The sequence below is a fragment of the Vibrio sp. genome (assembly GCF_050299255.1).
Taxonomy (GTDB): Bacteria; Pseudomonadota; Gammaproteobacteria; order Enterobacterales; family Vibrionaceae; genus Vibrio.
The window spans coordinates 1-23,338 of record NZ_JBNKVP010000037.1 but is presented as its reverse complement, the minus strand read 5'-3'; the positions used below and the strand labels follow the sequence as shown (position 1 = coordinate 23,338).

General features: G+C 47.4%; 21 protein-coding genes and 1 pseudogene. 11 read left to right on the top strand and 11 right to left on the bottom strand.

Translation table 11 applies throughout. The annotated features are described in order from the left end of the window. Positions 1–173: 173 nt before the first annotated feature. Positions 174–1,868 (bottom strand): L-lactate permease, encoded by a 1,695-nt coding sequence (locus ACQY6F_RS11385; RefSeq protein ID WP_428774460.1) that lies wholly within the window; start codon positions 1,866–1,868, stop codon positions 174–176. Here ACQY6F_RS11385 and ACQY6F_RS11380 point away from each other — a divergent pair. The 3 genes and pseudogenes from ACQY6F_RS11380 to ACQY6F_RS11370 all read left to right on the top strand — a co-directional run. After that, positions 1,828–1,914, top strand: a pseudogene (locus tag ACQY6F_RS11380) (deoxyribodipyrimidine photolyase); the annotation flags it as partial. The gene ACQY6F_RS11385 and the pseudogene ACQY6F_RS11380 overlap by 41 nt on opposite strands. A gap of 157 nt (positions 1,915–2,071) precedes the next feature. Continuing rightward, on the top strand, positions 2,072–2,971 hold the full coding sequence (locus ACQY6F_RS11375) for a LysR family transcriptional regulator (protein ID WP_428774459.1): 900 nt from the start codon (positions 2,072–2,074) through the stop codon (positions 2,969–2,971). 154 nt (positions 2,972–3,125) lie between these two features. Continuing rightward, entirely contained in the window at positions 3,126–5,486 is a 2,361-nt protein-coding gene (locus ACQY6F_RS11370; RefSeq protein ID WP_428774457.1) for a Lon protease family protein, read from the top strand. A gap of 168 nt (positions 5,487–5,654) precedes the next feature. On the opposite strand, the gene ACQY6F_RS11365 is transcribed toward ACQY6F_RS11370, so the two are convergent. From ACQY6F_RS11365 to ACQY6F_RS11355, 3 genes are all read right to left on the bottom strand, one after another. Then, a complete protein-coding gene (locus ACQY6F_RS11365) occupies positions 5,655–7,373 on the bottom strand; it encodes a methyl-accepting chemotaxis protein (RefSeq protein WP_428774455.1) in 1,719 nt (572 codons plus the stop codon). Between the two features lie 182 nt (positions 7,374–7,555). Then, the gene (locus ACQY6F_RS11360; protein ID WP_428774453.1) at positions 7,556–8,452 is read right to left on the bottom strand and encodes a cation diffusion facilitator family transporter; all 897 of its coding nucleotides are present in this window, start codon (positions 8,450–8,452) and stop codon (positions 7,556–7,558) included. Between the two features lie 184 nt (positions 8,453–8,636). Then, complete coding sequence (locus ACQY6F_RS11355) at positions 8,637–9,515, bottom strand: LysR family transcriptional regulator (protein ID WP_428774451.1); 879 nt, start codon at positions 9,513–9,515, stop codon at positions 8,637–8,639. A gap of 145 nt (positions 9,516–9,660) precedes the next feature. Here ACQY6F_RS11355 and ACQY6F_RS11350 point away from each other — a divergent pair, with 145 nt between their 5' ends. After that, the gene (locus tag ACQY6F_RS11350) at positions 9,661–10,242 is read left to right on the top strand and encodes a class I SAM-dependent DNA methyltransferase (protein ID WP_428774449.1); all 582 of its coding nucleotides are present in this window, start codon (positions 9,661–9,663) and stop codon (positions 10,240–10,242) included. 106 nt (positions 10,243–10,348) lie between these two features. Here the strand turns inward: ACQY6F_RS11350 and ACQY6F_RS11345 are convergent, their stop codons facing one another. Beyond that, positions 10,349–12,331, bottom strand: a complete 1,983-nt coding sequence (locus ACQY6F_RS11345; protein ID WP_428774448.1) for an acetoacetate--CoA ligase — start codon at positions 12,329–12,331, stop codon at positions 10,349–10,351. A gap of 221 nt (positions 12,332–12,552) precedes the next feature. Between ACQY6F_RS11345 and phhA the strand changes: the two genes are divergently transcribed. Together phhA and ACQY6F_RS11335 are read left to right on the top strand one after the other, a co-directional pair. Beyond that, a complete protein-coding gene (gene phhA / locus ACQY6F_RS11340) occupies positions 12,553–13,344 on the top strand; it encodes a phenylalanine 4-monooxygenase (RefSeq protein WP_428774447.1) in 792 nt (263 codons plus the stop codon). After that, on the top strand, positions 13,337–13,675 hold the full coding sequence (locus tag ACQY6F_RS11335; protein WP_428774445.1) for a 4a-hydroxytetrahydrobiopterin dehydratase: 339 nt from the start codon (positions 13,337–13,339) through the stop codon (positions 13,673–13,675). Before phhA ends, ACQY6F_RS11335 begins: the two co-directional genes overlap by 8 nt. 61 nt (positions 13,676–13,736) lie before the next feature. On the opposite strand, the gene ACQY6F_RS11330 is transcribed toward ACQY6F_RS11335, so the two are convergent. Next, the gene (locus tag ACQY6F_RS11330) at positions 13,737–14,336 is read right to left on the bottom strand and encodes a hypothetical protein (protein ID WP_428774444.1); all 600 of its coding nucleotides are present in this window, start codon (positions 14,334–14,336) and stop codon (positions 13,737–13,739) included. A gap of 64 nt (positions 14,337–14,400) precedes the next feature. Between ACQY6F_RS11330 and ACQY6F_RS11325 the strand changes: the two genes are divergently transcribed. Continuing rightward, complete coding sequence (locus ACQY6F_RS11325; RefSeq protein WP_428774442.1) at positions 14,401–15,066, top strand: hypothetical protein; 666 nt, start codon at positions 14,401–14,403, stop codon at positions 15,064–15,066. A 170-nt stretch (positions 15,067–15,236) separates the two neighbouring features. Here ACQY6F_RS11325 and elbB read toward each other — a convergent pair whose 3' ends face one another. Then, the gene (gene elbB / locus ACQY6F_RS11320) at positions 15,237–15,887 is read right to left on the bottom strand and encodes an isoprenoid biosynthesis glyoxalase ElbB (protein ID WP_428774441.1); all 651 of its coding nucleotides are present in this window, start codon (positions 15,885–15,887) and stop codon (positions 15,237–15,239) included. Positions 15,888–16,394: 507 nt separating this feature from the next. On the opposite strand from elbB, the gene ACQY6F_RS11315 reads away from it, so the two are divergent. Beyond that, positions 16,395–16,751 (top strand): DUF3316 domain-containing protein, encoded by a 357-nt coding sequence (locus ACQY6F_RS11315; RefSeq protein ID WP_428774440.1) that lies wholly within the window; start codon positions 16,395–16,397, stop codon positions 16,749–16,751. Between the two features lie 169 nt (positions 16,752–16,920). Here ACQY6F_RS11315 and ACQY6F_RS11310 read toward each other — a convergent pair whose 3' ends face one another. Beyond that, positions 16,921–18,291: an L-serine ammonia-lyase gene (locus ACQY6F_RS11310; RefSeq protein WP_428774438.1), complete on the bottom strand. Its 1,371-nt coding sequence runs from the start codon at positions 18,289–18,291 to the stop codon at positions 16,921–16,923. A gap of 223 nt (positions 18,292–18,514) precedes the next feature. Here ACQY6F_RS11310 and ACQY6F_RS11305 point away from each other — a divergent pair, with 223 nt between their 5' ends. Then, positions 18,515–19,360, top strand: a complete 846-nt coding sequence (locus ACQY6F_RS11305) for a YdcF family protein (protein ID WP_428774436.1) — start codon at positions 18,515–18,517, stop codon at positions 19,358–19,360. A 20-nt stretch (positions 19,361–19,380) separates the two neighbouring features. Here ACQY6F_RS11305 and ACQY6F_RS11300 read toward each other — a convergent pair whose 3' ends face one another. After that, positions 19,381–19,635: a putative hemolysin gene (locus tag ACQY6F_RS11300; protein WP_428774435.1), complete on the bottom strand. Its 255-nt coding sequence runs from the start codon at positions 19,633–19,635 to the stop codon at positions 19,381–19,383. A 192-nt stretch (positions 19,636–19,827) separates the two neighbouring features. On the opposite strand from ACQY6F_RS11300, the gene ACQY6F_RS11295 reads away from it, so the two are divergent. Further along, on the top strand, positions 19,828–20,760 hold the full coding sequence (locus ACQY6F_RS11295; RefSeq protein ID WP_428774433.1) for an exopolyphosphatase: 933 nt from the start codon (positions 19,828–19,830) through the stop codon (positions 20,758–20,760). Between the two features lie 137 nt (positions 20,761–20,897). Here the strand turns inward: ACQY6F_RS11295 and ACQY6F_RS11290 are convergent, their stop codons facing one another. Next, on the bottom strand, positions 20,898–21,914 hold the full coding sequence (locus ACQY6F_RS11290) for a GGDEF domain-containing protein (protein WP_428774431.1): 1,017 nt from the start codon (positions 21,912–21,914) through the stop codon (positions 20,898–20,900). Between the two features lie 185 nt (positions 21,915–22,099). Beyond that, positions 22,100–23,059 carry a DMT family transporter gene (locus tag ACQY6F_RS11285; RefSeq protein WP_428774482.1) on the bottom strand — a complete coding sequence of 320 codons (960 nt, stop codon included), beginning with the start codon at positions 23,057–23,059 and terminating at the stop codon, positions 22,100–22,102. Positions 23,060–23,205: 146 nt separating this feature from the next. Between ACQY6F_RS11285 and ACQY6F_RS11280 the strand changes: the two genes are divergently transcribed. Next, positions 23,206–23,338 (top strand): Lrp/AsnC family transcriptional regulator (locus tag ACQY6F_RS11280; RefSeq protein ID WP_428774480.1); only part of this gene is annotated, 133 nt, incomplete at its 3' end.

The window sequence follows — 23,338 nt, the reverse complement described above, 5'->3', positions numbered from 1 at the left end:
GAAAAGGCTAGGCACCAAAGCCACAGTGAGCTTAGCGCTCTTCATCTTGGGCTGTTGGGGGAAGCTCTGGTGCCTTATGTTGTAAGCAGGGTATCCCTGCCTGCTTTTTTCTGTTGCCGTCCGAGCTGGTGTAATGATTGTCGTGCTGGGACGGCGGCTGTTTTTGTCCTGGGTTAGCGGCTCATCAGCACATCGGTCATGTGAAAACCGTAAATTACCGTCAGACCAATTAATCCTGTTATTACAAGGTAGTAGAAAGTTGGAATGATAGTTTTGCGCAGTGTCGCACCTTCGCGGCCAAGCATACCGACGGTTGCCGATGCCGCTACCACATTGTGGATTGCGATCATGTTACCGGCGGCTGCGCCTACCGCTTGCAAGGCGATAACAACTACGCTGGAAACGGTCAGCGTTTGTGCCACCTCGAACTGGAACTGGCTAAACATCATGTTGGAGACAGTGTTTGACCCGGCAATGAAAGCGCCAAGAGCACCGACTGTTGCACTCAGTGCCGGGAAAGCGTCCCCAACTAACCCAGCGGCAAAGTTGGCTGTGGTCACCGGCATACTGGCCAGATCCGACAGGTTCACCCCTGAATTGATAAATATGCGCACCATAGGAATGGTAAACACCAACACAAAACCGGCTCCTATCAGTGTCTTGGTTGACTCACCCAGCGCCTGACCCATAGGTTTCAGGCTGCGTGTCTGGATCAGCACCGCCAGCAGCGCCACGAACACTAGAATGCCACCCGGGAGGTACAGTGGTGCGAAGGACGCGCCGATACCGGCTTCTCCCAATATGTTACTGAAGGCCAGATTTACGCTCAGCAGCATGCCCTTAAAGTCACCGCTTACGCGGCTTAGCACCAGAATTACTGCCAATAGCACATATGGTAGCCAGGCCAGTGCCAGACCCATAGGTTTGCCTTTATTGTCATCCAACTCCATTTTCAGAGTGCCGAGCCACTCTGCTGGCCACTCGCTTTCCGGGCGGAAGTCCCAGCTCTGCTTTGGTACCAGGAAGCCTTTTCTTGCTGCAGTGACCACAATGGCCAGACCGAACAGGCCGCCGACCAGCGAAGGGAATTCTGGCCCAAGTAACACTCCGGTCAGGGCGTATGGGATAGTAAAAGAAAGACCAGCAAAAAGTGCAAACGGCAGAATGCTTAAACCTTCTGTCCAGCTGCGGTTTTTACCAAAGAATCGGGTCAGCATCATCGCCATCAGTACCGGCATTAGGGTACCCACACTGGCGTGGATCAGCGCCACACTGGCGGTAATCTGCTGCAGATACGCATCCCAGTTTGAACCATTTGCCAGCAGAGCTTCGGTAATATTATGTGTGTCCAGGCCTTTATTGACGCCGACCAGAATCGGCGTGCCGACCGCGCCAAATGATACCGGTGTCGATTGAATCATCATGCCCATCAGAACGGCAGCCAGCGCGGGAAAACCTATCGCAACCAGCAGTGGCGCTGCGATGGCCGCCGGTGTACCAAACCCTGATGCACCCTCAATGAATGAACCAAAACACCAGGCGATAATAATGGCCTGAATTCGGCGGTCGGGAGAGATATTGGTAAAACCGTTGCGAATGGTGGTAATGGCCCCGGTATGTTTGAGGGTGTTAAGCAGGAAAATGGCGCCAAACACGATCCATAGTACCGTGACGGTGATGCCAAGGCCTTGCAGTACAGATGCCAATACGCGATTGGCGGTCATGTCCCAGAATGTCAGGGCAATGGCTACGGTCAGGCCAAACGCGACCGGCATGGCTTTTTTGGCTGGCCAGTTCAGGCCAACCAGTAAAATTGCGGCCACCACGATAGGTGAAAATGCAATCAATGCTAATAAAGTTTCGCTCATGGAATACTTCCTCGTCCTTGAGCTCTCCATCCTTATTGATGGCTTAGCATGTGGTGTAGGGTACAGGCTAAGACGTTAGAGCTCGCTGTTACAAATTTTTATAGTTGTGACTGGTTTGTTAATTTGGCGTGAATGTATCGCTTTATTTTTTTGTGATATAGAGAAATAATGAAAATAATTAGTTCCAAAAGTGACATAATAAAATGCGTGCAGACGACTTAATCCTGTTTTCCCAGGTAGTAGAACTGGGTAGTTTTAGTAAGGTAGCTGAACAAAATAACCTTACAAATTCAGTAGTTAGTAAAAGAATGGCGCGCCTGGAGGAGGAGTTGGGCGTTCAGCTATTATATCGAACAACGCGCAAATTGACCTTGACCGAGGCAGGTAAAGCTTTGCTCGCAAGTGCGAAAAATGTGAAGCAAGCCACCCAGGAAGCGATGGATGCGGTCGCGGGATTTGGCGAAAACGTCAGCGGTCATATCCGGATGTCGGTACCCAGCATTTCCGGCGACCTGATCCTGGCGGACGCGGTGGCCGAGTTCTGTAACCTGCACCCGGGTCTGACGGTGGAAATGTCGCTCGATAACCGATTTGTTGATCTAGTTGAAGGTGGGTTTGATCTGGTGATCCGCACCGGTTACCTGGAAGATTCCAGCCTGATTGCCCGTCATATTCTGGACTCACAATGGGTGGTCTGTGCCTCACCGTCTTACATCGCACGAAACGGTAAACCCATCAAGCCGGAAGATCTGCTCAATCACAACTGTCTTCAGTATGCCTACCAGACAACCGGCGCGACTGACTGGGAGTTTAAAAGCAACAAAGGCAACTACATAGTGCGGGTGTCGGGAACCTTCAGTACCGATAATGCCACAGCGCTCAGAAAAGCGGCGCTTGGTGGCCACGGCATCGCGTATGTGCCACGCTGCCTGGTGTACCACGATTTTCGTAACGGTCAGCTGGTGGACATCTTTCCGGAACAGGTGGGCAAGAAACTCGGCATCTACGCTGTTTATCCGTTTACCCGTCAGCCACCGAATAAGGTACGCCTGCTGATTGAGCATATTCGGGCTCGTTATTTGGCAATTTCTCACTATTTCTAATCTATGCAATGGCTGGCCCCATTCGGAAAATTAGCCTTAATTGGTCGATAATTGCGCAGTTGAACGCCAGTTTTATGTAAGTCACTAAAATGTAAATGAAATTAATCTACACTTGGCTATGTAATAATAAAAATTGAAAGGGTGGGAGGGAGAGATGGCGATAGCAAGACTGGATGCAACACAGCTGTATTATGCCGCTGAACTAGAAAAATTGCCGTGTAAATCGACCAAAGAGCTGGCCCCGATAGACGAAATTGTTGGCCAGACCCGCGCTCAGAAAGCAGTCGAATTCGCAATGTCGATTAAAGAAAAGGGCTACAACATCTATGCAATCGGCCAGAACGGCCTGGGCAAGCGTACGATGATTTTGCGTTACCTCAATCGCCATAAGCATGACGTAGCCACCCTGTATGACTGGTGCTATGTCGCCAATTTCGAAGATATTCGTACTCCAAAAGTACTCAAACTACCGGTCGGTATTGGTCAGCGTCTTAAGCACGATATCGAAACAATGATGACAAAGCTGGTAACGGCGATGCCACTGGCGTTTGATAATGAAATGTATTTTAGTCGGGCAGAAAAGCTGAAGAATCAGCTGGCACAGAAACAACAGGCCGAGCTGGAGCAGATTAGCAAAGAAGCAAAAGAGCGCGGTATCAGTTTGACCATTACGGCGCAAGGTGACTATCAATTCGTCGCGATGGATGGTGAAGAACTGCATACCGAGGAAAGCTTTGACAAACTGACTAAAAAGGAGCAGGAAAAATTCAGCAAAGCGATTGATGCTTTGGAAGTAAAACTGCGCACTATGGTACGTCAGCTGACGGAGTGGGAGGAAACTTACAGTGAAAAAATCAAAAAGCTCAATGACGAAGTTACTCTGGATGTCATTGCCCATTTTATTAAGCGCCTGAAATCGGACTACACAGAATTTCCGGAAGTAAAATCTTACTTGACTGAATTGCGTAAGGATATTGTTGATAACGCCGATATTTTTCTTGAAGAAAGTAATGAGCAGGGGGAGATTGCCTCTGCGGCGCTGGATAAAAGGTTACCTCGACGCTACAAGGTGAATGTGTTGGTCAGTCGAAAATCGACCAATTTCCCTATCGTGGTAGAAGAAAATCCCAACTACCATTCACTGTTTGGCTACATTGAAACAGCGACGTTTAAAGGGACGGTATTTACCGATTTTTCATTGATTCGACCTGGCAGCCTGCATAAAGCGAATGGTGGCGTACTGTTGATGGACGCACAAAAAGTGTTGGAGCAACCTTACGTCTGGGATGGCATTAAACGGGCAATTCGCTCCCGAATGCTCAGTTTCACTTCACTAGAAAAAGAGGTGACCTTAACCGGTACCGTGTCACTCGATCCAGAACCCATTCCGCTGGATGTGAAGATTATTCTGTTTGGTGACTATCGTACATATCAGTTATTGCAGCATTACGATCCGGAATTTAGTGAGCTGTTCCGGGTGACGGCCGATTTTGAAGATGAAATGCCGCGCACGCCGGATTCAGAGCTTCATTATGCCCGTTTTATTTCCAGTGTGGTGCACGACAATTCGATGCTGCACTGTGACCGCAAGGCAATCGCCCGAATTATCGAACACAGTTCTCGAATTGCCGGGGATCAGAATAAGATTTCACTTCACTCGGCCCACATTGCAAATTTACTGCGCGAATCAAATTACGTTGCTCGTCAGGCAAACTCTAATATGATCCGCGTAGCCCACGTGGAAGAGGCATTGCAGAATCAGGAGTCGCGCGTCAGTCGCCTCCGTGATGAGGTGATGGAAGGGTTTGTCAACGGCACTACCTTGATTCATACCGAAGGCAGTGCTGTTGGCCAGGTGAATGCCTTATCGGTCCTCAGCACCAGTGAATACATGTTTGGCGTACCAAACCGTATCACCGCCACATGCTGCTATGGCGAAGGGGAAGTGATAGATATTGAACGCAGTGTTGACCTTGGTGGCAGTATTCACTCCAAGGGGGTGATGATACTCAGCGCCTACCTGTCGTCGGTGTTTGGCAAAACCGCCAAAGTGCCCCTGACAACTACCATTACGTTTGAGCAGTCTTATGGCGGTGTGGATGGTGACAGCGCCAGCATGGCGGAGTTGTGTGCGGTGGTGTCGGCATTTTCTCGTCAGCCTAATCGACAGGATGTCGCGATTACCGGTTCGATGAATCAGTTTGGCGAAGCTCAGCCGATTGGTGGTCTGAATGAAAAGATCGAAGGCTTTTTTGATGTGTGTACGATAAAAGGTCGCAACAAAACCCAGGGCGTCATTATTCCGCGGTCAAACGCACACAATCTGATGCTGCGGGCGGACATTGTCAAAGCGGTAGAAAGAGGCGAGTTTCACATTTGGGCAATAGACCATGTGACAGAAGCTATCGAGATTTTTACCGGTAAATCAGCGGGCATTGCCAGTGCGGAAGGAAGCTACCCGATCAACACCATTTTTGGTATTGCTCAGGCCAAACTGAACGCTTTACGAAAATAGTGTTCGGAGACTACCACTTGTGGGGAAAGTCGCCAGTTTGCTTTTGGCTTTCATCCACCGCACATTTAGCGACTGGCTGCCAAATAGAAATTTTGTAGCAAAAAAATCCCCGCAGGTTGGTAAGCATAACCTGCGGGGAAAGCCTCCTCAGAGGCGATGTCAGCCCACTTAACTCACCCGGTACCGGGCTATTTCTACATTCAACGCTTCGGCCAGAGAGGCTAACTGCTCGGTGGCGCTGCTACTTTGTTCTGCACCAGCTGCGGTCTGATTTGAAATGTCGCTAATGGTCGTAATATTTTTGTTTATTTCTTCCGTTACCGCGCTCTGTTGTTCTGCGGCAGTAGCAATTTGCGCATTCATAGCGGTGATCTGGTCGACGGCAGCGGTGATCTGCTCCAGAGCCTGTTCGGCGAGCTGGGCTTTCTCGACCACGGTTTTGGCGTGCTCGGCGCCGGCTTCCAGTCGGGCGGTGGAATCCCGGCTGCCTTGCTGCAAGCGCTGTATGGTTTGCAGTATCTCTTCGGTAGATTGCTGTGTTCGGCTTGCCAGTGTGCGCACTTCATCGGCGACCACTGCGAATCCTCGCCCTTGTTCTCCGGCTCTCGCGGCTTCGATAGCCGCATTCAGTGCCAACAGGTTAGTTTGTTCAGATATGCCCTGAATGACGTCGACTACACTGCCGATTTCTTCCGAATTTTGCGCTAGCTGCTGCATAGCCACCACTGAATCCGCCATTTCACTGGCCAGGACTTCGATCATCTGCATGCTTTCCCTGACTACCTGCTGACCTTGTGCTGCGGCAACGTCGGCTTGTTCTGACGCCTGTGCGGCGTTGCCGGCACTTTGGGCCACTTCATGAACCGTGGCGGTAAACTGATGAATAGCGGCGGCAATCTGTTGGGTCTGCGCCTGCTGCTCCATGACGTTTTGTTTAGTTTGGGTTGATACCGCAGAGCTCTCTTCGGCAGATTGCGCCAGTTGGGTGATTGAATCACGGTTCGTTTCGACCACATGCTGAAAACTGGTAACGATTTGGTTCACATAAGTACCTATATGGGCGAACTCATCCTGGCCGGTGAGACTGATCCGTTGCGTCAGGTCGCCAGTTGCAATATGGTTGGCGGAACTTTCGAGCTGCTGCGATGCATTATGTATGCGTTTGACAATCACCACAGACACCAGGGTAATAAATAGCAGTGCAAGGCCGCCGATTAAACTAACAGTCCAGATAAACTGGCTGATATTGCCTTCTGCCTGCAAGTAAGTGTTTTTGCCCTCGTTTATCTGAAACGCCAGAAATTGTTCGGCATGCTTGGCAGCAGGAGTAAACATAGGGTTTATGATTTTTAGTAAAATCTCATTGGAGCCGTCGTAATCTCCCTGGCGTAGTTTGCTGATGGCGGGAGTAAATCCTTTGGTGGTGATTTCATCCAATACCTTGGCTAGGTTGTTTACCGATTCACGCTCAGCGTTGTCCATTTGAGACGGTAAGATTTCCTCATCCACGATACGGTGAAGTTGCACCAGCGCCTGCTCTATATAGTCTATGTGACGCGTGATTTGGTGATCATGCATGGTGCTAAATTTGTTGCCCGGATCGTGCTGAAATGCCAACAGTAACGAGCTTCTAGCGGTGTGAAGGTTATCCAGAATCTTGCCGGCCCGGATAGTGTGCTGCATACCCTGGCCATACAAATCCTGTATCGACTGTGCGGCAGACTGCATGCTGCTAATCCCCTGATACCCCAACAAGCTAAAAGCAATAAAGATAAATAGCACGATGGCTTTTAATCTAAAGCTAATGCTTTGTAATTTTTGTAACCCTGTGGTTTGTGCTGACGATGGTTGTAGTACTAGCCCTGAGTCTGAAGTTGTACTGGACATCCTGATTCCTCGATAAATTATTATTTTCAATAGACTGGTAATTATTAAAAACTGAGTCACTTTGAAGACTATAGAGGAAGGAGCAACGGGAGGTAGAGGATGCTGTTGATCAGCATCAATCTTCATAAAGTTTTATGAGAGCCTAACCCAAAAGTGTTAGTAATCTCTCACAAAACAATTTTTCAGTAACTGGCGATATTCATTGTCAGGTTGAGGTCGAGCGAAAGTTTCGACAGTTTGCGTGCCAGAGTCCGACGAGTTTTTTCAATCTCCGCGATCTGCAATTGATTGTCTTTGGCGTGGATATCAATATTGACGCGCAGTTCCCGACCGACTTTAGTCACGCCGGCCAATTGGATATGGGGCACAGTCAACTTATCCAACTCGCTGATTTCCAGATCAACCGTGCGACATATCTCTTCGCTGGGGGTCATCATTAGCAATTCTCGCAGCGCGCCCAGCAACATCCGAAGTGGCACTTTAATGAAGTAGAAAGACATTAAAATCATCATCAGTGGGTCAGCGTAGTTACCGTAGTGCGCGAAGTCAGACTGTGCCACCAACCAGGCCAAACCAAAGCCAAGTAGCACTGCCAGGCTGAGCAACGTATCCATTTTCCACTGTTTTACTTCGGCATCAATCAGACCGGAAGAAAATCGCAGACTTTTACCAGCGATATACCACCAGGCGTAAGCACAACCGGCTACATTCAACACGCCAACCAGCATCGCAATAGAGGCGTCTACTTCGCGGCCGCCATGAAACATGGCAGAAATGGCAGATATTAACGAAGTGATGACCACCGCCAGAATGGTACAGCCCTTGATGGCAATCACGACCGGTTCTAATACCGCTTTACCAAAAGGAAAGATATTTGAATCTGGTCGCTGTATGTAATTTGATACAGCCAGTGACAATAATGTTAACACCAGACTAACCAGAGAATAGGCTCCGTCAAAAATGATAACCAGAGAGCCAACCAGCACGCCGACAACTAACCCACCGACCGCAAAAGCTGATGCTAAAAGGGCTGAGAAGGTTAAAATTCGTTTTTCGTTGGCGCTAGTCCTGGCACACATAAAATGATCTCGTTGGGAACACGCCTATATTCTTTGCGCTGAACGACGGTTTGACAAATGCATTATGAGTGATAGGAGTATGGATAGGACGCTGTTTGGATTTAAATAGTTATAAATCAGCATGTTAAGGTATGTTTTAAGTGTCAAAATATTTGACTGTGACTGATTGTTACCCGTTGTCTGGTTAAAAATCAAACAGATACTCATTAAGCTTATCGGCCAACCAGGTCATCCCGGGATGTTCGGCCATACCAGCGGCAGTAAACATGCAGTAGTCTTCTTGGGTCAGGCCGTAAGTATGCTTGATCACTGATAACTGTTGCTGGCGCAGATAATGCCTAATCAGAGGTTCTGGCAACACTCCCCAGGCACCTTCGGTTAAAATGGTATTAAGCATGTTATCGAAGCTTGAAAAACCAATGTGGCGCAGTGAAAATGGCTGTAATTCGGGGTTATCTTTTTCGTTCAGGTAGACCATCACTGCCTGCATTTCATTACGCAGTTCTTCATTAGATACCCGTCGGAGCTGGCTTAGCTTATGATTGCTGTTACAGACCGACATCATGCGGATTTTACCTAATGGATGGTAGCTGATGCGGGGATCTTCGATACGTTCGTAGTCGACGCCAAAGGCAAAATCGACCTGATGTGTGGCGACCAGGTTGGCCAGATCACCACTGGAAGCCAGTACCAGGTTAAATGAGGTGGCGGGGAAACGTTTGTTTAATTTATGAGCAAGGTCTTGCCAAAGTTCGTTAGGAAGTGAGTCATCACGGGCAATCCAAATCTCGGCGTTAAATTCACCTGACACCTGGGCACAGGTCTGCCTAATACGAGACGAGGTGACCAGTAGGTTTTCACAATCTTTAAAAATTGCTTTACCTGCTTCTGATAACGTCAGTTGATTGCCACTGCGGTTGAACAGTGAGGTATCCAGCTCTTTCTCCAGCGCTTTGATCGCCATGCTCAGTTTGGTGCGATTGCATTCCAACTGTCGGGCGGCTTCTGACACCGAACCGGTATTGGCAACGGCACAAAAGGCTTCCACTTGAGAAAGGTTCATGGCAAAAAACAGGCTCACTTTGTTGTTATACGTAGCAACAATTTACAGTAAAAAGCCGGAATGGGCGATATCTGTATGACGTTTGGTTCATTTTGGTTTAATCTAGGCAAGTGCCAAAATGATAAGAAGTATGAGGGAGAGCATAATGGCAAATGAATGGGATGAGTACGCTGACAGTTGGGAAAAAAATCAGTCTACGTCCATTTTTGCAGATAAGGCTTTTGAAAACCTGACCAAAACGGTAGATATAAAAGGCAAACACATTCTTGATTTTGGTTGTGGCACTGGCTTGCTGAGCCAGAAAATGTCACCGTTAGCCAAAGATATCGTCGCTCTGGATGGCTCGGAAGCCATGATTGAGCAGTTAGATAAGAAAGAACTCGATAATGTCGAGCCCGTTGTAGACTTGCTCACCAGAGGACTAGTCGCACAACATCCGGCATTTCGCAAACAGTTCGACCTGGTGGTTGCTTCATCGGTGTGTGGCTTTTTGCCGAATTTCTCTGATGTGGGTGACATCATATACTCGATTCTCGACCACGGCGGATATTTCGTTCATTGGGACTGGTGTGTCGAAGACGATGCAGTGCCATACGGTCTGACAAAATCGCGTGTTGAACAGGTATTGACCAGCATTGGGTTCCGTGAAGTTACAGTGGTTGAGCCATTCGAACTCGAGACTAAGCAAGGCGTGCAAAAAGTGCTGATGGGTATCGCACAAAAATAAACCCTGCAATAGCTGAAGCCCAGGCGGCTAGTCTGGTCAATCGAGCATATTTAGACAAAACCCCGGTTACTGACCGGGGTTTCTGTTTATTGGTATCAGCGCACAGCTAGGTGTAAGCCCGGAATCGACTGGCAATTTCATCTAACGCTGCCGGGTTAGCAATGGCACCGAGGTTGTTGACCGTTTGGCCATGAATGACCTGCTTCACTGCCAGTTCGACCAGTTTGCCGGATTTGGTTCTCGGAATATCAGATACCTGGATAATTTTCGCCGGCACGTGACGGGGCGAACAGCGATTTCGCAAACGGAGTTTGATCGCGTCGATTAATTCCTGAGATAAGATCTCTTTTTCCCTCAAGCGCACGAAAAGTACGATCTGTTCATCGCCGTTAACCCGTTCTCCGACCACGATTGAGTCTTCAACCTGCTCAATCTGGTTGACCTGTTGGTAAATTTCACCGGTTCCGATGCGTACCCCGCCGGGATTAAGGGTGGTATCACTGCGGCCAAAAAAGACAATGCCACCACGCTCTGTCAGTTCGACTTCATCTCCGTGGTGCCAGGTGTTTGGGTACTTCGCCCAGTACGCCTGGTGGTAGCGCTCGCCATCGTCATGCCAGAAACCAATGGGCTGATTGGGAAAGCTGTTTCGGCAAACCAACTCACCACGTTCCCCTGACAGTGCCGTACCCTTTGCATCAAATACCGCTATGTCCATGCCGAGCCCTGCTCCCTGACATTCTCCCCGGTATACCGGCGAGATGGGATTGCCCAATACAAAACAGCCGCATATGTCGGTACCACCTGAAATTGATGCCAGATGGAGGTCAGATTTCACGTCTGAATAGACAAAATCAAACTGCTCCGGGTAAAGGACTGAACCTGTAGAGCAGAGGGTTTTGAGCTTGGCCAAAGGGTATTGGTTAGCCGGTGAATAACTGGTTTTTTGTAGCGCTTCCAGGTATTTTGCCGATGTACCGAACAGGCTTACCTCCGCTTGTTCAGCTAACTCCCACAGCACGTTTGGCGCGGGATACATAGGACTGCCGTCAAATATGACTAGTGTTGCTCCTGAGGCGAGCGCTGAGACATGCCAGTTCCACATCATCCAGCCACAGGTGGTGTAATAGAAAACCCGGTCGCCGGGCTGGATGTCACAGTGCAATTGATGCTCTTTAAGGTGAGCCAGCACAATTCCGCCCACGGAGTGCACGATGCACTTGGGTTTGCCGGTGGTTCCCGAAGAGTAGAGTACAAAAAGTGGATCGTTGAACGCCACTCGTTCAAAGCTGATACTGCGGGGTAGGTAACTTGCCAGTATCGCTTCCCAGTCTGAAAAGGAATCATCAGGAACCATAGTGTCTTTGCTCGCAGGCAGGTATTCAATCTGACAGGTATTGGTGATACTGGTAATGGCTTCGACTATGCGCTGATTTTTTTCACCCATCTTGAATGTTTTATTGTTAAAGCTGTAACCATTACAGCAAAACAGGATCTTGGGCTGAACCTGACCAAACCGTTCTACAACGCTTTCCACGCCGAAATCAGGAGAAGTGGAGGTCCAGATCGCCCCCAGGCTGGTGGCGGCCAACATGGCCACTACGGTTTCAGACATATGCGGTAAATACGCCGCGACGACATCGCCACGCTTAACGCCATTTTGTATCAGCCACTGCTGCACGATGGAGACTTGATCACAGAGTTGTTGCCAGGTGAGTTGCCGATGCTGGCCTTGTTCGTTTTTAAACCAGATCGCGACAGCGTCGGGCTGTTGGTAGGCAAACGAAAGCAAGTTCTCTGCGTAATTTAATTGTGCCTGTGGAAACCATATTGTGTCGCGGCTGGGCGTATAATCCTCCCACTTGGGTAGCCCCTGGCCGCAAATGCAGTCGCCCCGGAAGCCGATAACATCACAAAATTGCCATACTTCCAGCCAGAATTCTTGTTGGTGTTGAACTGACCAATCTAGCAGGGAGCGATAGTCCGTCAGCGATTCCGAATGATGATTCACATGTTGGATAAACTGCTTCAGATTTGAATCTGTAACCCGTTGATTGCTAGGGGTCCACAATGGGGCATTATCGGACATAGTTTCCTCGTGGATAAGTGGCAAAAACTGAGCTAAGTGTTGATGTTACCCAGCAAGATGTCAAACAAATGTTAATAATCATACCAATGAAAAATAAGAAAAAAATTGCCAAATGTAAAATAAATGTTACACCTAGTGTGGCATGAATCGCGTGGTACGGATTGGCAGCATCAGGGCGAGGCGATAGGCTAAAAGTGAAGGGATTGTTAAAGGTGATACCTATGACTCAATATCACTCAAAGCCGGTCAATAGCAAAGGAGTTGTCGACTGGAATGAGGCGGAAAATGCAGTATGGCACGACCTGGTGGTACGACAACAAAAGCTCGTTAAGCAGCGTGCCTGTAAAGCTTACCTGGACGGTTTGGAACTGCTCAATTTGCCCACAGATCGGGTTCCGCAACTGCCCGAAATCAATTCGGTACTGAAGCGGGAAACGGGCTGGCAAGTGGAGCCGGTTCCTGCGTTAATCAACTTTGATCGGTTTTTTGATCTGCTGGCAGAAAGAAAATTCCCGGTGGCAACGTTTTTGCGTAGCCGAGAGGAATTTGACTACCTGCAGGAGCCGGATTTTTTCCATGAAATCTTTGGCCACTGCGCCATGCTAACTCATCCGGATTTTGCCGAGTATACGCACACTTATGGCCAGTTAGGCCGTTCGGCGAGCAGTAAAGAGCGGGTCTATCTGGCCAGGCTGTACTGGTTTACAGTCGAGTTTGGTTTAGTCAAAGAACAAGGCCAGACAAAAATCTACGGCGGCGGCATCTTGTCGTCACCCGGTGAAACGCTTTATGCGCTGGACAGCGCCACCGCTAAGCGTGAAAAATTCGATCTGTTGCGAGTTCTGCGCACCCCTTACCGCATAGACATTATGCAACCCATATATTTCATGCTGGATGATATCAGCGAGCTGTATCAGCTCAGCAAAATGGATTTAATGCAGTACGTGCATCAGGCAATGCAAGCCGGACTGCTCCCGCCAATGTTTGAACCTAAGGAAGTAAACCATGCTTAATGAACTTCGTTGTGAAGCTTGCAGTATTGACGCGATAGCACTAACCAAAGATGAGCAGATTGATTTGCTCAATCAGCTGGATGGCTGGCAACGTATTGAGAGGGAAGGCATTCCTCAATTGGAAAAAGTGTATACGTTTAAAAACTTTAAGCTTGCATGGGCATTTGCCGACCAAGTGGCGGAACTGGCTGAGGCGGAGTTTCACCACCCATCGATTCTGCTTGAGTGGGGTAAGGTTACGGTTACCTGGTGGAGCCACTCCATTAAGGGACTGCATAAGAATGACTTTATCTGTGCGGCCAAATGCGATCAACTGACTGCTCAGAGCTAGAAGGGTTTTACCCTGCCCCTGTTTGCTATAACCTCCCTAATAATTGGCAACAGGGGCCTTTTTATGGACTCTTTTCCCTATCGGTGGTGTTTACCTCATCTGCCAGTTGAGGGTGAACACGAACCAACACCTCCGCTTCACGTGTGTACTTTGTTTTAAGCTGGCGCAGCTTCGCGATCAACAGTTCTATATCCTGTTTTAAGGCTACATTGCTGGTCACGTATCGGCTTGCCGCCTGTGCATTAATAGTCTGGGACGCCGACTGGCAGTGTTGTTGTAAGCTCAGCCAGGATAATCGGCTCTGGTCTGCCCTGGGTAAAAAGTCAGACAACTGCTTAATTTGTTGTTCCAACTGACTTTGTGCTTGCAGCGACGAACGATATTGCATTGTCATCATCTTTTGTAGATCTACTTTGCCCGGTTGCCAGAACGAATCTAGTTGCGCTTCGGTAAACTCGTCATGCAAGAAAACCCGGCTGCGATACACCGTAAGGAACTGGTTAAATAATTTGGCGTGATCGTTGTATCGGCTGTCCAGTATTCCCTGTGCAGCTAGAGCTTGGTTCCAATGTTTCTCGTCACAGTGCTCACTTTTAGCCTTTAACGGTAAAGAGAACAGTACGATGGCCGTTACAATAGCCAGAGACGGATGCCGTTTCATATTAGGGCGCAAGGTTCCTTAGGTTATCTAAGTATAGAAAAACAAGACGGATTTATTGATAACGATGAAGAAAATCTTAATGTTACTGCTACTGTTGCTTGGTATCGCGGGGGCGGTAGGTGGTTATTATATTTTCTACCTTAAACCTCAGCAAGACGCTCTACAAGCAGAGCAGCCAGAACCCATTGCGATGCCTGAGACAGTGCCAGCGGCGTCAACTCCTAAGTCAGCCGAAGAAAAGGTCACAACAGACTACTACGTAAATCCAGAACGGCTTGGCGTACGGGAGCACCCCGATTATGAGGCGTTCATCGAAAGCATCTTGTATCGCGGCGACAAAATTCATGTTCTGGAACAAAAAGAGGGGTGGGGCAGAATCTCACCTTACTATGTTTATGGAGAAGGTCAGCCGGAAGTTGCAGAATGGGTACCGATGGAGGCATTACTGGAAGTGCCGCCCACGGTTACCAGGCAGGAGCGGCTGGAGACCATAAGCCACTACATCGAAAAGTCCGATGACTTTAAACGGTTTTTTGATGTGTTTGTGGAGCAGAGCGATTTACTGCTAAAGCAGGAAATCTGTAAGCCTGAAGATTTTGAAGAGACAGGTGGTTGGGTACGCTCAGTGCGCTACAAAGACCGTGATGTCTATTTTGTCTATTGTGGAGGACTCAAGCAGAGCAACAAAGTGTACCTTGATGTTCGCAGTGGAGAGGTGTTCTATAAGTGATGTCCAAGCTTCATGCGGGCACAAGCTTGTACGGTTTGTTTCCTGTCCCACGTCATTACTGGCATTTACATTGTAAATTGTGTTCTATTCGTAACAGCAATAGGTGAAAACGCAATATAAAAAGCCAGGTTCAATTCGAAAACCTGGCTTTTGAATAGCAATTAACCTGGCTAAGCTAAACGAAGCAACTTGTCGACCAGCTTTTCAATTCCACTGGCAGCCTGGCTTATGTTTTCTGCCAGCATATAAGCGGGTGTAGAGAGTACCTTGTAGCGCTCATCATAAACGATATCGTCAACCGGACAGCTGACATGCTCTCCGCCCAGTTTGTTAAACGCGGCCGCGACTTCTGGATCATGGCCTACGGTCCCTTTCACACCCTCGGGATAGATCATCGGCATAATGACGGGTGCAATACATAGATAGCCCACCGGTTTGTTGGCTTGGGCAAACCCTCGACAGGCTGTCGCGACATGGGTATTAATACTACACTCTGCGCCATTTATAGCGAAATCGGTTAAGTTTTTAGCCGCACCAAATCCGCCAGGGAGCACCAATGCGTCAAACTCATCCACGTGAAGAGTTTCCAGATCGCCAATTTTACCACGAGCAATTCGGGCGGACTCCTCTAACACGTTACGGCGCTGGTCACTCTCCTGACCGGTTGCATGGTTGACGACATGGGCTTGCTCTATATCAGGAGCAAAGCAGTGCCAACTTGCGCCTTGCTTCTCGATGGCATGCAGCGTTAGTACGGCTTCATGAATTTCACTACCGTCAAAAACACCACAACCACTTAATATCACAGCTACTTTTTTCATCGTTCGTCCCTTCCATTAGACACCTAATAAAGATAGAGACTCTGACTCTAAGTTGTCGAGGGATTGATCTCACTCTGTGACATCTGGAGTTAAAACCATTCTTAAATTAAGGTTAATAACTTGAATTGGCTGAGATTTCTCTAAGATCGGACGCAAAGGGTGTTATCGAATATTAGATTTTACTAAAATTAATATAAAATTTAATTATAAATATATTCCAATTAATTCTAGGATGTTACAAATGTAAATTCTATAAAATGGCTAAATATATTTATAACGTGCTGAGAAATTATCACTAGTTGCTCACTGCATATATTAAGCCGATTTACACAAACTGCGTAAAAATTTACAAAGAGTAATTTGCTGACAGAAATTTACACGTAAGCCTGCAGTATCATTGTTCCATTGCTGGACTATATTCGTATTATAAGTTTGCAACGCAGAAAAAGGTTGCAACTTTTCGGGAGTGGCCATGATCCCGATTTTTAGGTAAGTAAGGAGTAAGTCATGTTAAAAGTAATGAGTATAGCTAGCGTATTATTGTTCAGCGCTATGGCGACAGCAGGTCTGAGCGGTAACTATTCAACATTGGTAAATACCAGCTCAATGAGCGGACAAGCTATGGAAAGCCGTGAAGCGGCGCTTCAAGCTGGTCGTCAAATGATTATGGATATTAATGCCAAGTCAGCATATGACCTGAGCCGTGCCGTAAATTACCCTACAAACGATCAGGTTGATAGAAATTCATTTGAATTGTTAGATTCACATGTAACTATTCAAGAAATTGTAACCAGCGAAGGTAACATTGCATATCAACCAGTGGTAAACGTAAGTTACGAATATAAAGCTCGTCGTCGTAACTAATAATATTTAGAGTTTTTGCTAGCATTTAATGAAGCCCCGGCTAATGCCGGGGTTTTCATATTATATAATTTATAATTAAAAGCGCTAAGTCAGCGAAATAATATTAAATCAAAAGGTTAAAATTTATTTATGCGACAAATTTCCTATTTGTTTTATTATTCAGCTTTTGTTATTCACACGGCGGTGCCATATGAACGACGGCTAAGCCGCCCAGAGCCGTTTCCCGGTATTTTTTGTTCATATCTTTGCCGGTTTCGTACATGGTTTGAATAACTTTATCCAAAGAGATTAAACACTTGCTGGTACGTTTTAGAGCCATACGCGATGCGTTTATCGCCTTAACCGCGCCCATGGCATTGCGTTCAATACACGGCACCTGTACTAATCCGCCAATAGGGTCACAAGTCATACCGAGCGAGTGCTCCATGGCAATTTCAGCGGCAATACACATTTGTTCATTGCTACCCCCGCGTAACGCGGTCAAGCCAGCGGCGGCCATAGAAGAAGACACACCAACTTCCCCCTGGCAGCCCACTTCTGCACCAGAAATAGACGCATTGGTTTTATACAGGATGCCGATAGCGCCGGAGACGGCAAGAAAGTCTCTAATTTGCTTAGTATCTAATGGCTTAATGAATTTGTGATAGTACATCAATACAGCCGGAATTACGCCTGCAGCGCCATTGGTCGGCGAAGTGACCACCTGACCTCCGGCCGCGTTCTCCTCACTGACGGCGAAGGCGAACAAGTTAATCCAATCCATGATTTCCATCGGATCATTTTCTACGGCAGCATTGGCTTCTAACTTTTTCAGCAGATTAGGTGCACGGCGGGTGACATTCAGGCCACCTTCCAGAATACCTTCAGTGTTGAATCCACGTTGCATACACAGGGACATGACCTTCCAGATTTGGTCTGCACGTTCGGAAATTTCTTCATCTGGTCGGAAACATTGTTCATTCTGCAATATCATGCCACCCAGACTCAGGCCGTTGTTTTCTGCCATATCCAACATTTGATCGGCAGATTTGAAAGGGAATGGAACGTCTATTGATTTTTGACTGCCGCCGTTTTTCATCTCATCTTCAGTGACGATAAAGCCGCCGCCAATCGAATAGTAAGTTTCAAATCCAATTTTGTCACCGGCCTGATCGTAGGCGGAGATGGTCATGCCGTTTTCATGCAGCGGCAGGTTTTCCTCATGGAAAACAATATCGGACTGGTAGTTAAACTGGATAGGATGGGTACCGGCCAGTTTCAGCTTACCTTCATCAATTGCTTCGCCAAGCTGCTGTTTTGCTGTAGTCATTTTGATAGTATCGGGTTGGTTACCCAGCAATCCGAGGATCACAGCACGATCAGTATGGTGGCCTTTACCGGTAAGCGAAAGTGAACCATACAAGTCGACACATACTCGCGTGACATGACTAAGCTGGCTTTCAAGGTGTAAGGCAAAATGGTGACCGGCAATCATTGGCCCGTTAGTGTGGGAGCTTGAAGGTCCGACACCGATTTTATAAATATCAAAAATAGATAGCATAGATACATCCCTAGCTTGTGGATCGGCTGGTTTCTCCAGATACAGCTAAATCGACTCATACGTTACCAGTACTAGTGTGGAAGACGTCTGAGTCGATACATTAAGTGTAATCGTTAAATCCGTTAACGATAAAAGATAAAATCGCTGTTTACGTTATAGTGCTGAAACAAAATTGTACACATTTTCTTTTTATACCAATGAAAATGTGGGATATAGATTAGTAATGAGTATAAAGACCATAATTTTAGTGTTGGGAAAAAGATTGTACGCCGACAGCCTGACTCCGGAAGGCGAATCTCGCGTATTGGCGCTGATCGACTTTTTATCCAGCCGAGAGAATAACAAGTCGGCACTCCTATTTTGCGGTGGGGTTACCGCCGGGCAACGTGTATCTGAAGCCCAGGCGATGTATGACAGGTTTTGCCACGCTACTCAAACCGACCATCTGATTGCCAAAGAGCGTATTTTGCTCGAGCAAAAATCGACCAATACGGTAGAAAACATACGCCACGGCGCAGAGGCGCTAATACAGAGCGGGTTGGTCCCTAGAGGGGAGAGGGTAAAGGTTGTATTAGTGTCGAACGATTACCACTTGAGGCGATTGTTGACCATTCAACAGACGATGGACGAACAAGGTCTGTTGAGGCTACTTAAACACAATGTTGAGAAAGCGGGGCTGACTTTGAACATTCCCTTGGATATCAAGCAACATGTTGCCGCGCCATACCCATACCATAGCGCTGACGGTGAGCTTTTTTTACGGCTGGATCAGTTGACGGTTTATCGGGTGTATCTGGAAGGTGTGGTTGCTGGCGTTTTCACGCGCCCGTTGGAGCCGATCAGGCAAGTACCGTATCATCTGGCGAATCACGCGATCAACGAGGCTATGGAAATCTGTGCGGGTAACCCTCAACTCGCGGGTTTCTCACCAATACTGAACTCTTTACAAATACTTATCGAACAGACGGGTGTAAAGGTAGTTCGTTCTGTCGTTAAGACTTACCTGGATCAGTTCCATCGCCAACTCACCGACCTCAACCGCAATGTCGATCCTGAATCTATCCGCTGAGTGTTAGCCTCACTGGCACCTCAGCCATTATTCATGTTTTGTGATGCCCGGTAATACTCCCACTGTTCACGCATGCTGCCGTCTTCGAGTAAACAGTACGTCACTCTCTGATTGCCTTCGCTGGTCATTTTCAGTTGGCCACCCTGGTGCACGCAATAGATAGTGGCCGGATTAGACACTTCCGCCCAGTCGTCAACTTTGTATGGGTTGGATTCGCTACTGCAACCGACAATAAATATGGCTATCGATACGAACATCACTGGTAAGGTTTTCATTGATAACTCCCGGGTACGAATTAAGTCGCTTATTCAGTATAGAAGAGGGTTGATATTTGCGGTTGGTCGTTTGTTAAATCATATATGCTGTGTAACACTAATTAATAATACTGCAATAAATCATACAAGTAACAGTGTCTCAGTCGGTATCGGCATCGCCACTTATGAGAATAACCTTAAAGGAAGTGCACTATGTCTGATCAACAATATCGCCTTGTAACCCGCAGCGATTTCGATGGCTTGGTTTGTGCAGTTTTACTTAAGCAGCTGGAGCTGATTAACGATATCAAGTTCGTTCATCCCAAAGATATGCAGGATGGAAAAGTCGAAATTACCGGGCGGGACATTGTCACCAACCTGCCATATGTCGACAACGCTTACCTTATCTTCGATCACCATCTATCAGAAACTATTCGTAATCAGGGTAAACGCAGCAATCACGTTATCGATCCCGATGCTCCCTCAGCGGCTAGGGTAGTCTGGGAGTATTACGGTGGCCTCGCAACCTTTCCGGCGGATTGGCTAGAAATGATGGAAGCGGTAGATAAAGGGGATGCGGCACAGTTCAGTCGTGATGAGGTGTTAGATTCTACAGGTTGGAATTTGTTGAATTTTCTGATGGATGCGCGAACCGGCTTAGGGCGGTTTCGGAATTTCCGAATCTCCAACTACAACCTAATGATGGACTTGATTGATTACTGTAAAAATCACTCTATTCACGAAATCCTGCAACTGCCGGATGTTAAAGAGCGCATCGATTTGTATCGTGAACATGAACACCTGTTTAAAGAGCAGATTCAGCGCTGTGCTAAAGTTTACCGCAACCTGGTAGTGCTGGATTTGACCGGTGAAGATGTTATTTATGCCGGTAACCGGTTTATCATTTATGCGCTATTTCCGCAGTGTAATATCTCGATCCACAAAATGTGGGGCTACCAACAGCAAAATATTGTGTTTGCCACCGGAAAATCGATATTCGACCGCACATCAAACACTAATGTTGGGGAACTGATGCTGCAATATGGTGGGGGAGGTCATAAAGCAGCGGGAACCTGCCAGATTGCGGTAGAAGATGCCGACCAGGTAGAACGGGAACTGATCGCACAAATAAATGCAGATGGTTAACCAGATTGTGTGCCATTGGTCGTGTGCCAATGGCTTCACCGACTAGCGTTCAACAGCTTATACCGAGTGAAAATACGGCCCCTGGGTAGGGGCCGTAATCATTTCCAATCGCGGGTGATACTTTATGAGCGTAAACGCTATGCTGGCATAACCTGGTTTCTACCGGACTGTTTGGCTTCATAGAGCATCTTGTCAGCACGGTCCACCAGCTCCTCCGGTGATTCTCCGGCAATCAGTTCGGCGACCCCAAACGAGGCAGTAATATTGCCAACCAGTTGCTCAGTTCGTCTGTCTTTCACCGATAGCTTTTCTATAGAACGGCGTAAAGTTTCTGCAAACTGCCGTGCGATACGAATGCCTTTGTTAGTGAGGATCAGCGCAAATTCTTCGCCGCCATACCGGTAAGCGGTAACCCCTTCAACACAACTCATTTGAAGTCGGTGGGCAATACCACGCAGTACTCGGTCACCAAAAAGATGGCCATATGTATCGTTGAAAGCTTTAAAGTGGTCTATATCAAGTAAGATCAAACAGATAGGCTGTTCAGCGCGACAGTAGCTAAATAGTTCATTATTAAACGCCCGACGATTAAACAGTTCAGTCACACTGTCGAACATGACATCTTTCTGTACGTTCGCCAACTGATCTTTAAGGCGATTGATCTCTTCACTGGCGCTACTGAGCTGATGATTTAAAAATCTGGTCGCATGGCGAATTTCATTCGAATCGGAGACCAATTGCCTGACGACCGTCATCACTTCATCGATTGCCAGTTCATCTTTTTCCGCTCGTTCCAGCTCAGAAAAGCGTTTATCGATAACTTCATTAAACTGATTGGTATCAGACAAGGTATCGTTGACTGAGCTGGAGACTTCATTAACTAACTGTTCAATGCTGGCCCTGAAATCATCCAGTCGAGTCTCTTCGCGTGACGCTACGTGTCTTTTATACAAATGGGTATTGGTGCCGGGAGAACAAACAGAAGCGTGCTTCAATATACCTTCGAGTTCCTCATTCAATTGAGGGACCGTTTTGTCGACATAGGTGTACCACAGCGCATAGTTTGAAGGCGTTGCTGCTACATGGTACTTCATCATTAACGGGACCGTTTGCTTGAGATTGGCAATTGATTTCTTAAACTCGTCGTCGGTCATTATACTCAGATAAATAATAGGGATAATCGGTGACGGTAAGAGTAGCGGATTTTTGCCGTTAGTGCTTGGTAAGAACGAGGTTTTTCCTACTAAACATCACATTTAGTCAGTTCATTTCTACCTAAGATTACGCCATATATGTGTTTTGGTGCATTTGTAAGCGATTTACGCGGCTAAATCGCATTTCATGTTGTTATTTTAGCTTGTTTTTTGGCTTCGCCAGAATGAAAGCTAGGGGGCTGGTAGTTGTCTTTGTGACTGGCTCCCCTAAGTACCTGGCTGGCAATTATGCTGCCAAAACAGATAAGCGATAATGCAAACCAGGTATTGGTAGTGGGCCACTCGCCAAACAAGGGAATTGCAAGTAGTGTAGCGATGACCGGTGTAACTGAGGCCAAAGCTGCCGAACGTTCCGCGCCAAGGTTTTTTACCGCATACAAAAAACTGATCGCTGCCAAAAATCCCGCACCGACACCTTGTAGCAACAGTTGAGCAATCACTTCTTGCCACGGCCAGCTTATAAGCGGAGTCACCAGTAAGGTACTGTCTACCCAATTATTAAAAATGGCGATAATCAGTGCCGCAAGCGAAAGGAGCGACACTAATCCGGCACTGACCAGTGCATGCAGGTTAGCGACCCTGGCGGATATGGTAAATACAGCCCACATACTGCTGCCCAACAAGAACAGCAGATGACCTTTTAATAAATTTGGCTGATATTGGATCAGACTGGTGTAAAGAAAAGCGGCTATCCCGGCAAGTACCAGAATTAAGCCGATGATTTTGTGATTGCTGAGCGACTGGCGATAAAACAGTACAGCGATCGCGGTGACGAAAACAGGTAAGGTCCCTGGTATTAATGCACTGCCATCCGCTACCGGAGCATACTGCATTCCGGTCGCTGCAACTAACAGATATGGCAAACCACTTCCAATAAACATGCCGGCAAGATATCGCTTGGGTACAGCCAGCAACTGGCTGCGGGCTCGGTATACCAAGGGGAGTAGTAACAGTGCCGGCAGAGTAAAACGTAATATAGCAATGTCTGCAGTAGTGAGACTGGAATGTGCACCGCTGCGCAGTGAAATGAAAAACCCTGACCAGAGCAATAGAGTGGCCGTCATGGCCAGGTATCCTGAGAGCATAAATGTTAAATATTTGTTGACCTGGCCTCCATTATCGAACAACTTGCATGCCCAAACTTGGCAATTTTAGGCTTGATTTAGACTATACTTGCCAAAATCAGCTAACATAGTGCTAATTTATAATTAAAATCGCTAATGGAGTGGTTTTGGACAGAATAGATAAACATATCCTTACCTTGATGCAGCAGGATGGGCGGCAATCTACCAGCGAGATTGCGGAAAAAGTTGGTTTATCACCGTCCCCTTGTGCCAGGCGGGTCAAGCGTTTAGAACAGCAGG

Excerpts from the sequence above, each read along its gene's own strand:
- ACQY6F_RS11385 (WP_428774460.1), bottom strand. The coding sequence starts at position 1,868 with ATGAGCGAAACTTTATTAGCATTGATTGCATTTTCACCTATCGTGGTG.
- ACQY6F_RS11375 (WP_428774459.1), top strand. The coding sequence starts at position 2,072 with ATGCGTGCAGACGACTTAATCCTGTTTTCCCAGGTAGTAGAACTGGGT.
- ACQY6F_RS11370 (WP_428774457.1), top strand. The coding sequence starts at position 3,126 with ATGGCGATAGCAAGACTGGATGCAACACAGCTGTATTATGCCGCTGAA.
- ACQY6F_RS11365 (WP_428774455.1), bottom strand. The coding sequence starts at position 7,373 with ATGTCCAGTACAACTTCAGACTCAGGGCTAGTACTACAACCATCGTCA.
- ACQY6F_RS11360 (WP_428774453.1), bottom strand. The coding sequence starts at position 8,452 with ATGTGTGCCAGGACTAGCGCCAACGAAAAACGAATTTTAACCTTCTCA.
- ACQY6F_RS11355 (WP_428774451.1), bottom strand. The coding sequence starts at position 9,515 with ATGAACCTTTCTCAAGTGGAAGCCTTTTGTGCCGTTGCCAATACCGGT.
- ACQY6F_RS11350 (WP_428774449.1), top strand. The coding sequence starts at position 9,661 with ATGGCAAATGAATGGGATGAGTACGCTGACAGTTGGGAAAAAAATCAG.
- ACQY6F_RS11345 (WP_428774448.1), bottom strand. The coding sequence starts at position 12,331 with ATGTCCGATAATGCCCCATTGTGGACCCCTAGCAATCAACGGGTTACA.
- phhA (WP_428774447.1), top strand. The coding sequence starts at position 12,553 with ATGACTCAATATCACTCAAAGCCGGTCAATAGCAAAGGAGTTGTCGAC.
- ACQY6F_RS11335 (WP_428774445.1), top strand. The coding sequence starts at position 13,337 with ATGCTTAATGAACTTCGTTGTGAAGCTTGCAGTATTGACGCGATAGCA.
- ACQY6F_RS11330 (WP_428774444.1), bottom strand. The coding sequence starts at position 14,336 with ATGAAACGGCATCCGTCTCTGGCTATTGTAACGGCCATCGTACTGTTC.
- ACQY6F_RS11325 (WP_428774442.1), top strand. The coding sequence starts at position 14,401 with ATGAAGAAAATCTTAATGTTACTGCTACTGTTGCTTGGTATCGCGGGG.
- elbB (WP_428774441.1), bottom strand. The coding sequence starts at position 15,887 with ATGAAAAAAGTAGCTGTGATATTAAGTGGTTGTGGTGTTTTTGACGGT.
- ACQY6F_RS11315 (WP_428774440.1), top strand. The coding sequence starts at position 16,395 with ATGTTAAAAGTAATGAGTATAGCTAGCGTATTATTGTTCAGCGCTATG.
- ACQY6F_RS11310 (WP_428774438.1), bottom strand. The coding sequence starts at position 18,291 with ATGCTATCTATTTTTGATATTTATAAAATCGGTGTCGGACCTTCAAGC.
- ACQY6F_RS11305 (WP_428774436.1), top strand. The coding sequence starts at position 18,515 with ATGAGTATAAAGACCATAATTTTAGTGTTGGGAAAAAGATTGTACGCC.
- ACQY6F_RS11300 (WP_428774435.1), bottom strand. The coding sequence starts at position 19,635 with ATGAAAACCTTACCAGTGATGTTCGTATCGATAGCCATATTTATTGTC.
- ACQY6F_RS11295 (WP_428774433.1), top strand. The coding sequence starts at position 19,828 with ATGTCTGATCAACAATATCGCCTTGTAACCCGCAGCGATTTCGATGGC.
- ACQY6F_RS11290 (WP_428774431.1), bottom strand. The coding sequence starts at position 21,914 with ATGACCGACGACGAGTTTAAGAAATCAATTGCCAATCTCAAGCAAACG.
- ACQY6F_RS11285 (WP_428774482.1), bottom strand. The coding sequence starts at position 23,059 with ATGCTCTCAGGATACCTGGCCATGACGGCCACTCTATTGCTCTGGTCA.